Origin of the sequence: Janibacter corallicola NBRC 107790 (genome assembly GCF_001570965.1) — a bacterium.
GTDB classification, from domain to species: domain Bacteria; phylum Actinomycetota; class Actinomycetes; order Actinomycetales; family Dermatophilaceae; genus Janibacter; species Janibacter corallicola.
Genome location: NZ_BCSR01000001.1, coordinates 1 through 12,748 on the forward strand (window position 1 = coordinate 1; position 12,748 = coordinate 12,748).

Annotated in this window: 12 protein-coding genes and 1 pseudogene; 7 read left to right on the plus strand and 6 right to left on the minus strand. The window is 70.8% G+C overall.

Annotated elements, in window-relative coordinates:
• From JCO01S_RS15585 to JCO01S_RS00010, 3 genes and pseudogenes are all read right to left on the minus strand, one after another.
• A pseudogene (locus JCO01S_RS15585) lies at nucleotides 1-373 on the minus strand (hypothetical protein); the annotation flags it as partial.
• A 133-nt stretch (nucleotides 374-506) separates the two neighbouring features.
• A complete protein-coding gene (gene dnaB, locus JCO01S_RS00005; protein ID WP_068249200.1) occupies nucleotides 507-1,889 on the minus strand; it encodes a replicative DNA helicase in 1,383 nt (460 codons plus the stop codon).
• Nucleotides 1,890-2,184: 295 nt separating this feature from the next.
• A complete protein-coding gene (locus tag JCO01S_RS00010) occupies nucleotides 2,185-2,460 on the minus strand; it encodes a DUF2277 domain-containing protein (protein WP_068249201.1) in 276 nt (91 codons plus the stop codon).
• A 114-nt stretch (nucleotides 2,461-2,574) separates the two neighbouring features.
• On the opposite strand from JCO01S_RS00010, the gene JCO01S_RS00015 reads away from it, so the two are divergent.
• A complete protein-coding gene (locus JCO01S_RS00015) occupies nucleotides 2,575-4,047 on the plus strand; it encodes a DHA2 family efflux MFS transporter permease subunit (RefSeq protein ID WP_084342502.1) in 1,473 nt (490 codons plus the stop codon).
• A 68-nt stretch (nucleotides 4,048-4,115) separates the two neighbouring features.
• Here the strand turns inward: JCO01S_RS00015 and JCO01S_RS00020 are convergent, their stop codons facing one another.
• Nucleotides 4,116-4,808 (minus strand): lysoplasmalogenase family protein, encoded by a 693-nt coding sequence (locus tag JCO01S_RS00020; RefSeq protein WP_068249204.1) that lies wholly within the window; start codon nucleotides 4,806-4,808, stop codon nucleotides 4,116-4,118.
• Nucleotides 4,809-4,873: 65 nt separating this feature from the next.
• On the opposite strand from JCO01S_RS00020, the gene JCO01S_RS00025 reads away from it, so the two are divergent.
• The gene (locus JCO01S_RS00025) at nucleotides 4,874-5,362 is read left to right on the plus strand and encodes a glutathione peroxidase (RefSeq protein WP_068249207.1); all 489 of its coding nucleotides are present in this window, start codon (nucleotides 4,874-4,876) and stop codon (nucleotides 5,360-5,362) included.
• Here the strand turns inward: JCO01S_RS00025 and JCO01S_RS00030 are convergent, their stop codons facing one another.
• On the minus strand, nucleotides 5,363-6,802 hold the full coding sequence (locus JCO01S_RS00030) for an alkaline phosphatase PhoX (RefSeq protein WP_068249208.1): 1,440 nt from the start codon (nucleotides 6,800-6,802) through the stop codon (nucleotides 5,363-5,365).
• A 374-nt stretch (nucleotides 6,803-7,176) separates the two neighbouring features.
• On the opposite strand from JCO01S_RS00030, the gene JCO01S_RS00035 reads away from it, so the two are divergent.
• The gene (locus tag JCO01S_RS00035; protein ID WP_068249209.1) at nucleotides 7,177-7,803 is read left to right on the plus strand and encodes a DUF5701 family protein; all 627 of its coding nucleotides are present in this window, start codon (nucleotides 7,177-7,179) and stop codon (nucleotides 7,801-7,803) included.
• Nucleotides 7,804-7,937: 134 nt separating this feature from the next.
• On the opposite strand, the gene JCO01S_RS00040 is transcribed toward JCO01S_RS00035, so the two are convergent.
• Entirely contained in the window at nucleotides 7,938-8,729 is a 792-nt protein-coding gene (locus JCO01S_RS00040; RefSeq protein ID WP_245634284.1) for a MerR family transcriptional regulator, read from the minus strand.
• A 127-nt stretch (nucleotides 8,730-8,856) separates the two neighbouring features.
• On the opposite strand from JCO01S_RS00040, the gene JCO01S_RS00045 reads away from it, so the two are divergent.
• The 4 genes from JCO01S_RS00045 to JCO01S_RS00060 are packed head-to-tail and all read left to right on the plus strand — an operon-like array spanning nucleotide 8,857 to nucleotide 12,746.
• Nucleotides 8,857-9,270, plus strand: coding sequence for a hypothetical protein (locus JCO01S_RS00045; RefSeq protein ID WP_068249212.1), 414 nt, complete (start codon nucleotides 8,857-8,859; stop codon nucleotides 9,268-9,270).
• Nucleotides 9,228-10,751, plus strand: a complete 1,524-nt coding sequence (locus JCO01S_RS00050) for a multicopper oxidase family protein (protein ID WP_218002192.1) — start codon at nucleotides 9,228-9,230, stop codon at nucleotides 10,749-10,751. Before JCO01S_RS00045 ends, JCO01S_RS00050 begins: the two co-directional genes overlap by 43 nt.
• Nucleotides 10,752-10,800: 49 nt before the next feature.
• On the plus strand, nucleotides 10,801-11,967 hold the full coding sequence (locus tag JCO01S_RS00055; RefSeq protein WP_068249214.1) for a phytanoyl-CoA dioxygenase family protein: 1,167 nt from the start codon (nucleotides 10,801-10,803) through the stop codon (nucleotides 11,965-11,967).
• Nucleotides 11,968-11,975: 8 nt separating this feature from the next.
• On the plus strand, nucleotides 11,976-12,746 hold the full coding sequence (locus JCO01S_RS00060; protein ID WP_068249215.1) for an SDR family oxidoreductase: 771 nt from the start codon (nucleotides 11,976-11,978) through the stop codon (nucleotides 12,744-12,746).
• Nucleotides 12,747-12,748: the final 2 nt, after the last annotated feature.

The window sequence follows — 12,748 nt, forward strand, 5'->3', positions numbered from 1 at the left end:
TGTAACTGGGCATGACCTTGCCGAAGACGGTGTCCAAGAATTGCTTGTTCTCACTGTCCTTGCTGAACTGCTGGCGCCCCGTCTCTTGGATCTGTTCGATCCCCCATCTCCGCTGCTCCCATGTCACGTCGTCCCTGTCCAACTCACCTTTGAGAATGGACCGGATTTCTCGGTAGGCGTCGTAAACGTGCTCGCCACTGCGCTCGTTTGCGCCCAGCGTGGACTCTTGCGCCGTTTCAATCGCGTCAACGACGCTGCCTGCGAACTCCTTGAAGTTCGGAAACTGCTCGATGACTTGAGCGCCACCTCGGTGTCCATGCCCGGCATCATCGCGGCGAAACGGAGCACCTTGTCCTTCGACACTTCCCGCCACGAGTCGATCCCCAGCGCCCGCTTTATTTCAACTTCATTGCCGTAGCGTATGAACGGATCGTAGCGGGAGACGAGCCAGCACCCGACCATTAAGGACTACACGCGCTCCGAACCCGCACTCGACCTCGGTTTCGTTAGAATCCGCCCGAGTCCTTCGCCATGTTCGAGAACCTGGAGTAGTGCCCCTGGAAGCCCAGCACGATGTCGGCCGTCGGGCCGTTGCGGTGCTTCGCGACGATCAGGTCGGCCTCCCCTTCGCGCTCAGAGTCCGGCTCGCGGTCGCGATGGAGAAGTATAACGACGTCTGCGTCCTGTTCTATACTTCCACTTTCACGAAGGTCACTCATCGCCGGGCGCTTGTCCGTGCGTTGCTCGGGGCCACGGTTCAGCTGACTGATCGCGATGACCGGGACCTCGAGCTCCTTGGCCAGCAGCTTCAGGGCACGGGAGAACTCCGAGACCTCCTGCTGACGTGACTCGACCTTCTTGCCCGAAGTCATCAGCTGCAGGTAGTCGATGACGACGAGCTTCAGGTTGTGCTGCTGCTTCAGCCGACGCGCCTTGGCCCGGATCTCCATCAGGGCCAGGTTCGGCGAGTCGTCGATGTAGAGCGGGCTGTCACTGATCCGGCCGACCACGCGGGAGAGCTTCCGCCAGTCCGGGTCGCTCATTTTGCCCCGACGCAGGTGCTGCAGCTGGATGCTCGCCTCCGCCGAGAGAACGCGCATCGTGATCTCGCTGCGGCTCATCTCCAGGGAGAAGATCGCGGTCGCCATCTGGTGGTGGATCGCCGCCGCCCGGGCGATGTCCACGCCTAGGGTGCTCTTGCCCGTCGCGGGCCTCGCCGCCACGACGACCATCTGCCCCGGGTGCAAGCCGTGGGTCAGCTCGTCGAGGTCGTGGAAGCCGGTGGGCACACCCGTCATCTCGTCGCCACGCCCCGAGGCGACCTCGATCTCGGTCATGGTGTCGTTGAGCGTGTCCCACAGCGGGGCGTAGTCCTCGCCGCCCCGCTTCTCCGCGACGGTGTAGACCTCGGCCTGGGCCTGATTGACGATCTCCTCGACGTCGCCACCGCCGCCGTAGCCCATCTGGACGATCTTCGTGCCGGCCTCGACGAGCCGGCGCAGCACCGCGCGCTCGGCGACGATCTGGGCGTAGTAGCCCGCGTTGGCGGCGGTCGGCACCGACTGGATCAGGTCGTGCAGGTACGCCTGCCCGCCGGCGCGCTGCAGGTCGCCCCGCTTGCCCAGCTCGTCCGCGACGGTGATCGCATCGGCCGGCTCGCCCCGGCTGTAGAGGTCGACGACCGCCTCGTAGATCAGCTCGTGCGCCGGCCGGTAGAAGTCCTTGGCCCGCACCGTCTCGCCGACGTCGGCGATGGCGTCCTTGCTCAGCAGCATCCCGCCGAGCACGGACTGCTCGGCACCGACGTCCTGCGGGGGCAGCCGATCGGGGCCGGAGGAGTAGGAGGGCGCCTCGGAATAGGGCGGGGTCTCCAGCTCACTCGTGGTCACTCGAGAGACTGTGGCACCGCCCACCGACAACGCCCAAATGACGCTGTGGAGCGGGTGTGGACAACCTGTGGAGGACGCGCCATGTGGCTGTGCACAGCCCGTGGACATCTCTGTGGACGGATCGTGGACCTCGGCGCCTCCACCCCACCTGACCTGCGAAAACGTCGCCCACGGCGTGTGGAACCAAAGTTTTTTCGCATCCGGCCGTCCACAAGCCGCGACACGCCCGATCCACAAGCGAGGCCATCTCGCAAGTCGGCGGTCACTCCCGGCTCACTCCCCGGACACCGGGAGATCACCCCGCCTGCTGGTAGCGCTGGCGCGCCCGCTCCTTCGCCTTGGCCGCCTCGACCTCACGGTCCTTCGGGGGCGCGCTCGTCACGAGCTGGTCCAGCAGCCGCTGGGTCACCGCGGCCACCTCCTCGACGGCCTCGTCGAAGGCCTCCTGGTTGGCCCGGCTCGGCTTGGTGGACCCGCTCACCTTGCGCACGTACTGCAGCGCGGCGGCGCGCACCTCCTCGCTCGTCGCGGGCGGCTCGAAGTTGTGCAGCTGACGGATGTTTCGGCACATGCCCCGAGTCTCCACCGCCGAAGGGGGTCGGCGCACCCCCTTCGTACCGGGTACCGGCCTCCCCCTTCGACAAACCATTTGGCCGCTGTCGGTGGGGTACCGGAGCATGGGGGCATGTCATCCGCAGCCGCCCCGGAGCAACCCACCACTCCGGCAGAGACCACGCTCGTGCTGCGGGTGCTCACCGTCGCCACGTTCGTCGTGATCCTCAACGAGACGATCATGAACAATGCGATCCCGCGGCTGATGGACCACTTCTCCGTCCCGGCGACGTCCGCGCAGTGGCTGACCACGTCCTTCATGCTCACCATGGCGGTCGTCATCCCGATGACCGGCTGGATCATGCAGCGCCTCGCCGTCCGCGGCACCTTCGCCCTCGCGATGGGCCTCTTCACGCTCGGCACGACCATCGCCGCCGCCGCGCCCACCTTCGGGATCCTCGTCGCCGCCCGCGTCGTGCAGGCCACCGGCACCGCCGTGATGGTCCCGCTGCTCATGACCACGCTGATGACGCTCGTCCCCGTCGCCGACCGCGGCCGGACCATGGGCAACCTCTCGCTGGTCATCGCGGTCGCACCCGCGATGGGCCCGGCGGTCTCAGGGATCCTGCTGCGCATGGGCTCCTGGCGGCTGATCTTCCTCACCGTGCTGCCGATCGCGGCCGTCGCGCTGTGGCTCGGGCTGCGCCGGCTGCCCGACGTCGGCGAGCGCGAGGACAGCCACCTGGACCTGCCCAGCGTCGCCCTCGCCACCGTCGGCTTCGGTGGCCTGGTCTACGGCCTCTCCGCCATCGGCGGGGGCGGCGCCACCGACGGCGCGCCCGCCCCGGACCCGGTGATCGACCCGCTCCTCGCGGCCGGAGTCGCCACCGTGGCCCTCGTCGGCTTCGTGCTGCGCCAGCGGACGCTCGTGCGCTCCGGCGACCCGTTGATGGACCTGCGCACGCTACGGGTGCGCAGCTTCGCGGGGGCCTTCGTGACGATGTGCGTGGGCTTCGCCGGGCTCATCAGCTCGCTGATCCTGCTGCCGATCCACCTGCAGGACGTCCTCGGCATGACCACCCTCGAAGCCGGTCTGCTGCTCATCCCCGGCGGCCTCGCGATGGGGCTGCTCGGTCCCACCATCGGGCGGCTCTACGACCGCTACGGCGCCCGCCCGCTCGTGGTGCCCGGCAGCATCGGCTTCACGCTCTCCCTCGCGCTGCTCGCCCTGCTCGTGCCGACCGCCGGGCAGTGGACGATCCTCGTGCTGCACGTGCTCCTCTCGCTCTCCCTGGCACTGCTCTTCACCCCGCTCTTCACCGCCGGGCTCGGCGCCCTGCCCCAGGACCTCTACGCGCACGGGTCAGCGCTGCTCGGCTCCTCGCAGCAGGTCTTCGGCGCCGCCGGCACCGCGACGTCCATCGCCGTCATGGCTCTCGTCGCCGGGTCCGACGCCTCCACCGAGCAGCTGGCGAAGGGGGCGAGCGCCGCCTTCGCGCTCCTCGCCGCCCTCGGTGCGGTCACCATCCTCACCTGCCTCACCGTGCGCACCCCGCCGCCGGAGGTCGAGGACCTCGAGGACGCGGCGGTCGCCGCCACGCGCTGAGGCGGGCGACGCGGCCACGGGTCGAGGTGATCCGGCGCGCCGCAGCACGCCGGTACACCTCCACCCGCTCAGACCTGCGGGTGCAGGTCCGGTCGGTGCTCCGCGGCCGGCTCGTCGGCGTCGAGCCGGTCCCTGCGGGCGACGGCGAGGACGATGAACACCTGGGCGAGGGCGTAGGTGAGCATCACCCAGAGGCCGTGCAGCGGCAGGTCGACCTGCAGGAAGGCGTGCATCCCGACCAGCGCGTCCGAGACGACGAAGAGCGCCCCACCGATGCCGGCGACCAGGTCGATCCCCGTCGCGAGGACGGCCATCGCCACGACGGCGCTGCCGTACACGACCGAGGCGACGATGCCCCCGCCGCCGATGGTGAAGATCGCGAGGACGACCAGCCAGATGAGGACGTAGACCGTGAGGATCGGGATGTCCCTGACGACCGAGCGCGACGCGAAGGGCAGGAAGGCCGCGATGTAGGCGAACTGCGCCAGCAGGAAGGGCACGACCATGAGGTAGAAGCCGATCTCGCTGCCGTCCGGGGTGAGCCGGGGCAGGGAGTCCCCCAGCCACGAGAGCACGAGGGCCGCCAGGACGAGTCGGACCAGCCGCGACTTCGGGGTGGGTGTGCCGGCGAGCAGCACCCACGCCAGCGCCGGGACGATGAGCACCTGGGTGATGTCGGTCAGTGCGCCGCCCGGGGCGCTGGCCTGCCCGAAGAGGTGGACCACCGTGACGACGACGAAGGCGATGAGGCCGGGCATCATGTCTCCGACCCTATGGGAGTCACGCGGTCTGGGCAGCACGTCCGGAGGGGCACTACGGTCGTGGCATGAGCATCCTCGACACACCCATCGCCCGCCTGGACGGCGCCTCCGGCACCCTGCGCGACCTCACCGGCGGCAAGCCGGCGCTGCTGGTCAACGTCGCCTCCAGGTGCGGCCTGACCCCGCAGTACACCGCGCTGGAGGCGCTGCACGAGGAACAGGCCGACAACGGCTTCACCGTCGTCGGCCTGCCCTGCAACCAGTTCGGCGGGCAGGAGCCGGGGACCTCCGAGGAGATCCAGGAGTTCTGCTCGACGACCTACGGGGTCACCTTCCCGATGTCGGAGAAGATCGAGGTCAACGGCCCCGGCCGGCACGCGGTCTACCAGGCGCTGGTGGAGACCGCGGACGAAGGGGGCGAGACCGGCGACATCCGGTGGAACTTCGAGAAGTTCGTCATCGACGCCGACGGCACCCCCGTCGCCCGCTTCAGCCCGCAGGTCACCCCGGATGACGAGCGGGTCCTCGACGCCGTCCGCGGCACGCTGCGCTGATCAGCTCCGGCCCTTCGCCTTCGGGGAGGCGTTCGAGGGCCGGCCCCACGGCCCGGTGATGGCGAAGGTGCGGCCGGGGTCGCCCTGGATGTTGGCGAAGAGGGTCGTGCCGGCCTCGTTGAAGCACGGCCCGGCCCACTCGCTGTCATCGAGCCGGTTCAGCGCCAGCGGGTAGGACTTGCCCTGCTCGGTGACCCCGATGAGGTGGGACTTGCCCTCCCCGTCCTCGGCGAGGATGAGCCCGCCGTGCGGGGAGACGGTGATGTTGTCCGGACCGTCGACCGCCTCGCTGTCCTCCGGGTCACGGTTGACCCCGAAGATCGTCGTCAGCGTGATGGTCTGCTTCTTCGGGTCGAGGAACCACACCTGGCCGTCGTGCTCGTTCAGCGAACCGTCCTCGGTCCGGGCGAAGCTGCACACGATGTAGACGCCGCCGTCGGCGAACCACTGCCCCTCGAGCTTACGGGAGCGGGTGACCTGGCGGTCCTCGAACTGCTTGCGCACCGACATCACGCGAGCGTCGCGGTCGGGCACCTCGATCCACTCGACCGTGTACGTCGTGTTCGTCTTCGTGGCCTTGCTCAGGTCGGTGACGTGCGTGCCGTTTCGCTCGCGGGCGACGAGGGCCTCGAGGGTGCCGATCTGCACGTCCCCGTCGGCGGCGAGCTCGTGGAGCGCGCCCTTGCCCTGCGAGTAGCCGGCCGGCGGGGTCCAGCGGTAGAAGAGACCGCTCGGGCCCGATGCGTCCTCGGTGAGGTAGATCTGCCCGGTCCTCGGGTCGACCGCGGTGGCCTCGTGGGCGAACCGGCCGAGGAACTTCAGCGGGATCGGCGCCGTGTCGACGTTGGCCCGCTGGCTCTTCGGGTCGATCTCGAAGACGTACCCGTGGTCCTGCTTGTGGCCGTTGCTCCCGGCGCGCTCCTCGGTCTCCTCGCAGGTCAGCCACGTGCCCCAGGGCGTGATGCCGCCGGCGCAGTTGTCGACGGTGCCGGCGAGCGACGTGTAGTGCTCGCTGACCTGGTTGTCCTCGGTGACCACGAGGGTGGAGGTGCCGCCTCGGCCCCCTTCGTCGTAGACCAGGCCGTCGACGTGCGGGACGACGCCCTCGTCACTGCCACCGATCTCGTGGTTACACACGACGGTCGAGCCGCCGTCGGGGCCGGCGAAGCAGCCCATCGCGTCCTGGTTGCCCGCCACCTCGTACCCGCCGACCGTCGTGGTGCCGGACTCGGCGAGCACGGTGTAGGAGAAGCCCTCCGGCAGGTCCAGCAGCGGACCCGCGTGGCGCAGCCTCCCGTAGCCGGCGGCCATCCCGGTGGTCCGGGCGGCGCTGGCGTGCGCGGCGAAGGGGGCCGAGCTCCCGGCGACGACGAGGCCGAGGGCGGCGGCGCCACCCCCGAGCAACGTGCGACGGTCCAGCTGGTTCGGGGTGGTGGACATGTTTCTCCTGCTGTCGAACTCACGTGGTCGACCCCAGTCGACGCGCGGACGACTTCGCCGGGACGACCCTGACAGGTCGTCCCGGCGAAGCCCGGGTGAATTCGCGGCGTCCTCAGGCGGCGACCAAGGCGTCGATCTGGCCGACCGCGGAGGAGGAGCCCTCGACGACACCCATGTCGAGGACCTGCTGCATGGCCTCGGCCGACTCCCAGGTCGAGGTGGCGACCCTCGAAGGGCGGTCCCTGAGGTGTGAGCTTGCGCAGCAAGCGAGCCTCGAAGGGCGGTCCCTGGGGCGCGAATACCCGCCAGGGCGTGAGCCGAAGGGCGAAGCCCGTCACGGGAAGGAACCCGCCCCCGCCGACGTTCCGCCCCCGATGACTGCTGCCGCCGCCCAGACCTCTCGCCTCATCGACCTCGGGGTCCCCGACCTCGCCGGCCTCACCGGAGCCGCCTTCACCGACCTCGTCCCCGCCGCCCCGGAGGGCGGTGGCGTACTCGTGGTGTCCCCTTCGCTCGTGCCGACCGCGGAGCTGGCCCCGCTGCTGACGAAGGGGGACAAGCCCGGCTTCGTCGTCGAGGACCTCACCGACCTCGCCGACTTCGTCCCGGCGCCCGGTGAGACGGTGCCCGAGGCGCCCCTCTACTGGATCACCGACGTCGAGCGGGGCGATGGGATGGCGAACTGGTCACCGGCAGAGGCGCTTCCGGCGATCCGCGAGCGCGGCCGCGTGCCGCTCACCGTGAGCGAGGGGATCAGCTGGCTGCTGCAGGAGCCGGAGCGGCTCGAGCGGGGGCGATGCTTCATGACGATCGGCTCCCGCAAGCCCAGGGCGAAAGGTGGCCTGGACGCTCGCACTCCCGCCCTCTGGATCAGCAACGGCACCGGCCGCGACAGCCGCGCCCGCAAGGGCGCCCCGAAGGTCGGCTGGTGCTGGGCGGGCAACCGGCACACCTGGCTGGGCTTCGCCTCGGCGGGCGCCCGGCGCTGCCCCAGCCCGTAACCAGCGTAACTCACGGGTACGACGTGCACTTGCCAGTTGCAGCCCTGTCGCAGCCCCGAAGAATCCGGGATCAGCTCAAGGACTACGCATGGAGTGCCCGTCGTACCCGCGAGTAGGTCCCTGGTCCAGCCCGGTCAGTCGGCGTGGCGAGCGGCGTTGGCCACGATCGCGTCGTGCAGCCACTGCGCCGCGCCGGGCTCGATGTCCTCGTAGTGCTCGGTGAAGCGCGGGTCCGAGAGGTACATCTGCGCCAGGCACACCTGGAAGGCGTGGTCGCAGTCGTAGAAGACCTCGATGCTCGCCCGGTGCCGCTCGGCCAGCTCGGCCCCGCGCTCACCCTCTGCCGGCACGCGCTCGCGCACCGCCGCACCGAGGTCGGACTCGAAGGCCTCCGTCCCGGCCTTCACCCGCGCCCAGTCCTCCTTGGTCCAGTGTGCGGTCCGCTCCCGGGACTGGCGCCAGGCGTCGGTGTCGCCCCAGCGCCGCTCCGCCTCGTCCTGGTACTCCTCCTGGTAGCCCTCACCGAAGATCTCCTTCAGGTCCTCCGTGGTGGCCGGTCGGTCATTCATCGCTACCTCCAGTGCGTGATCGATGGATTCGGCCAGGTCGCTCAGCTGGCCCAACCTGGCCTCGACCGCATCGCGCTGGCGCCGCAGGTGCTCCACGACCTGCGTGCCGTCGGCCCCCAGCAGCTCACGGATCTCCTCCAGCGGGAAGCCCAGCCGGCGGTAGAGCACCACCGTGCCCAGCCGCTCCAGGTCGTCCCCGGTGTAGAGCCGGTAGCCGGCATGGCTGCGCTCGCTCGGGTGCAGCAGCCCGACCTCGTCGTAGTGGTGCAGCGTCCGCACCGTCACGCCGAAGGTCTCGGCCACCTGACCCACCGTGAGCGCCTCCATTGCTCCAGTGTGCTGCGCGATCCCGGTCATGGCACGAGCGTGGGGCCTCACGTCGCGTGAGGGTCAATCCCCCGCGGCACGAAGGGGGCCAGCCCCACCCCCACGCGGGTGCCCGTCGGATGGTGGGCGGCCCCCTTCGCTCCATAGCGTCGAGACCATGGCCGCACCCGCTCTCACCGCCCCACCGGCGGGCCCCTCGGCGACCCACCTCGCGACGCTCTGGGTCTTCCGACTGCTGACCCTCGCGCAGGCGACTCTCTTTGCGCTGCAACCGATCTCGATCGGCTCCTTCCTCGACGGGACGTGGACTGCCTTCGAGATGCACTCGGTCGTCGGCGGCGTGCTCCTGCTCCCGGTCACGGCAACCGCCCTCGTGGGGCTCGTGCTCGCCGCGCTCAGCCGGCGGATCGGGCTGGGCCTGGTCTGCCTGCTGCTCCCGGTGCTCACGATCGCCCAGATCGCGATCGGTCACACCCGCGTGCTCGCGGTGCACGTGCCGCTCGGCGTGCTGCTCGTCGCCCTCGCGCTGTGGCTCGCGATCTGGCCGTGGACGAGGAGCGCCACCCGATGAGCCTGTCCCGCCGCCAGCTCTTCGGGCTGTCCGGGGGCGTGGTCGCCGGGGTGGCGCTGGGCGCCTGCGGCGTCGCGCTGACGGCACCGGGCGGATCCACCGGGGCCGTGCTGCCGAGCGAGGTCCCGCTCCCGAAGCCCTTCACCACCGACCTCCCGCCGCTGGCCACCGCGAGGACACGCCCCCTTCGCGGGGGTGGGCGAAAGGGGACCCTGACCACCCGCCGACGGGGCACGGAGATCCTGCCCGGGCGCACCACGGAGATCGCCGGCTACGACGGCACCTTCCCCGGCCCCCTCCTCGAGGCGACGAAGGGGGAGCCCCTCCACCTCACGCTGCGCAACGAGCTGGACCACCCGGTCGTGAACCACCTGCACGGCGGCGTGACCCCACCTCGCGACGACGGCTACCCCACCGACCTCGTGGGGCCGGGCACCTCCCGCGTCTACCGGTACCCGTTGCGGCAGCGGGCGGCCACGCTCTGGTACCACGACCACACGATGGACCTGACCGGTCCCAACGTGTACGCGGGTCTGGCCGGTGGCTTCGTGCTGCGCGACCCGGCCGAGGAGGATCTCGGGCTGCCGCGCCAGGAACGCGAGCTGACACTCGTGCTGACCGACCGGTCCTTCGGCGAGGACGCGCAGCTGCTCTACCCGATGACCGAGCACGGCATCGAGCGGCGCTACCACGGCGGGCTGCTCGGTGACTGCATGCTCGTGAACGGTGCCCCGTGGCCGCGCACCGACGTCGACGCGGCGCGCTACCGGGTGCGGGTCCTCAACGCCTGCAACGCCCGCCGGCTCGAGCTCGCCCTCGACCCCGGCGGCGAGATCGTCCAGGTCGGCACCGACCAGGGGCTGCTCACCCGGCCCCACCGCCGCCGCTCGCTGACCCTTGCCCCCGCCGAGCGGGCCGATGTCGTCATCGACTTCTCGGCCTACCGCGTCGGCCAGCAGGTCACGCTCGTCAACCGCCTCGGCGACGGGGACATGGGGCTGGTCATGCGCTTCGACGTCGCGCGAAGGGGGAAGGACGACTCCCGTGTCCCCGAACGGCTGTCGGTGATCGACCCGATCGACCCCTCGCGCGTGGTGCGCACGCGCGACTTCCACCTCGCCCTCGGAAAGCCGATGCCCAGCGGGCACGGGTCGCACTCCGGCGGCGACCGGTCGCTGCCGATGTGGTCGATCAACGGCCAGCCCTACCGCCCGGGGCACGACCTCTTCACCGCGGAGCTGGGCACGGTCGAGCGGTGGCGCATCACGACCGACGTGCACCATCCCGTCCACGCCCATCTGGTGCACTTCCAGGTCGAGCAGGACGGCGCCCCCGCGTGGAAGGACACGGTCGATGTCGGCCCCGCCTCCCGCGCAGAGGTGCTCGTCCCGATCGAGGGCTATCGCGGCCGCTACGTCATGCACTGCCACAACCTCGAGCACGAGGACCGGATGATGATGGCCGACTGGTCGGTGGTCTGAGCGGCCGGCCTCTTCCGGTTTGGCCCCCCGAGGGGGGAGGCTGGGAGGCATGACGACGACGCCCGCCCCCGACGCCTCCCGGATGCGCCGCTCCGAGTGCCGCGTGCAGGACCTGGCCGACCTGCTCGCCCGGCAGGAGCAGACCCTCCCCGAGCACGCCGAACGGCTCGAGCATCAGGTACCGGTCTACTCGGCCGAGGTCCTGCGCGCGGCGAGCGCCACCGAGGAGGGCGCCGAGCGGGTCGAGGTCGAGCTGGCCGAGGTGCTCGCCGAGGGCGCCGGCATCTTCGTCATCAGCGGCGCGCTCACGGCCGAGGTGATCGACCGTGTCACCGCCGACTTCGAGGAGATCATCGCCGCCCAGCGTCGCGAAGGGGGCGCCACCGGTGACCACTTCGCGCCGCCCGGCGCCAACGACCGGGTGTGGAACGCCCTGGAGAAGCTCGCCGTCGCCCACCCCGAGGACTTCGTCGACTACTACGCCGGCGACCTGCTCGCCCTCGCCGCCCGCGCCTGGCTCGGCCCCGGGTACCAGGTGACCAGCCAGGTCAACGTCGTCGGCCCCGGCGGCCTCGCGCAGACCGTGCACCGCGACTACCACCTCGGCTTCACCTCGCCGGAGGCCACCGAACGCTACCCGCGGCACGTGCACGCGCTGTCTCCAGCGCTCACCCTGCAGGGCGCGATCGCCCACTGCGACATGCCGGTCGAGTCCGGTCCGACCCTCTACCTCCCGCACTCGCAGAAGTACCCGCAGGGCTACCTCGCCTACTGGCTGGCGGACTTCCAGGAGTACTTCACCGAGCACCACGTCCAACTGCCCCTGACGAAGGGGGACGCCGTCTTCTTCAACCCGGCCCTCTTCCACGCGGCCGGCTCGAACACGACGAGCGACACCCGGCGGATGGCCAACCTGCTGCAGATCTCCTCCCCCTTCGGCCGGGCCATGGAGTCGGTCGACCGGGAGCGCATCGTCACCGCGATCTACCCGACGCTCCTCTCCCGCAAGGCCGCCGGCGTCGACGTCGAGCACGCCGTCGCGGCCGCCGCCGAGGGCTATGCCTTCCCGACCAACCTCGACCGGGACCAGCCGGTCGACGGGATGTCGCCCCCTTCGCAGGCCGACGTGGTGCGCCGCTCGCTGGCCGAAGGCGCACCGCCCGAGGCGCTCGCCGAGCGCATCGCCGCCCACACCCACGCCCGCCGCACCAGCTGAGGAGAGCCATGGACACGCTGCTCGCCGACCGGATCGTCCTCGTCGTCGGCGGCACCTCCGGTGTCGGGGCCGGCGTCGCCCGCGCCGCGGTGCGCGAAGGCGGCACCGTCGTCGTCGCCGGCCGCCACCGGGAGCGCGCCGAGGCCGTCGCCGCCGACCTCGGCGAACGCGCGAGCGCCGTCGTCGGTGACATCGCCGACCCCCAGCAGGCCAAGGATCTCGTCGCCGCGACCATCGAGCGGCACGGGCGCATCGACTGCCTCGTCAACTGCGCCGGCCTCACCGACCGGGGCACCCTGCTGGCGACCGACCCCGAGCTCTTCGACCGGCACATCGCGGCCAACCTGCGCGGGCCCTTCTTCACGATGCAGGCCGCGGTCGCGGACATGGTGGGCCGCGGTGAGCCGGGGACGGTGCTGAACATCTCCTCGATCAGCTCCCGCGGCGGCCAGCCGTACCTGGCGCCGTACGTGGCCGCGAAGGCCGGGCTGAACGGGCTGACGAAGAACGCCGCCCACGCCCACCGCTTCGACCGGGTGCGGATCAACGCGCTCAACATCGGCTGGACCGAGACCGAGGGCGAGGACGCCACCCAGCGCCGCTTCCACGATGCCGGCGGGGACTGGGTCGAGCGGGCCCGCGAGCGCCTGCCGATGGGCACGCTCGGGCAGGTCGAGCAGATCGCCGACGCCGTCGTGCTGCTCATCTCCGCGCGCTCGGGCGTCGTCACCGGATCCGTCATCGACTGGGACCAGCAGGTCATCGGAGGGCAGGACTGAGC

Bases quoted from the DNA above. Each gene is read 5' to 3' on its own strand.
- JCO01S_RS00020 (WP_068249204.1), bottom strand. From the start codon at position 4,808: ATGATGCCCGGCCTCATCGCCTTCGTCGTCGTCACGGTGGTCCACCTC.
- JCO01S_RS00015 (WP_084342502.1), top strand. From the start codon at position 2,575: ATGTCATCCGCAGCCGCCCCGGAGCAACCCACCACTCCGGCAGAGACC.
- JCO01S_RS00060 (WP_068249215.1), top strand. From the start codon at position 11,976: ATGGACACGCTGCTCGCCGACCGGATCGTCCTCGTCGTCGGCGGCACC.
- JCO01S_RS00010 (WP_068249201.1), bottom strand. From the start codon at position 2,460: ATGTGCCGAAACATCCGTCAGCTGCACAACTTCGAGCCGCCCGCGACG.
- JCO01S_RS00055 (WP_068249214.1), top strand. From the start codon at position 10,801: ATGACGACGACGCCCGCCCCCGACGCCTCCCGGATGCGCCGCTCCGAG.
- JCO01S_RS00030 (WP_068249208.1), bottom strand. From the start codon at position 6,802: ATGTCCACCACCCCGAACCAGCTGGACCGTCGCACGTTGCTCGGGGGT.
- JCO01S_RS00025 (WP_068249207.1), top strand. From the start codon at position 4,874: ATGAGCATCCTCGACACACCCATCGCCCGCCTGGACGGCGCCTCCGGC.
- JCO01S_RS00045 (WP_068249212.1), top strand. From the start codon at position 8,857: ATGGCCGCACCCGCTCTCACCGCCCCACCGGCGGGCCCCTCGGCGACC.
- JCO01S_RS00040 (WP_245634284.1), bottom strand. From the start codon at position 8,729: ATGACCGGGATCGCGCAGCACACTGGAGCAATGGAGGCGCTCACGGTG.
- JCO01S_RS00035 (WP_068249209.1), top strand. From the start codon at position 7,177: ATGACTGCTGCCGCCGCCCAGACCTCTCGCCTCATCGACCTCGGGGTC.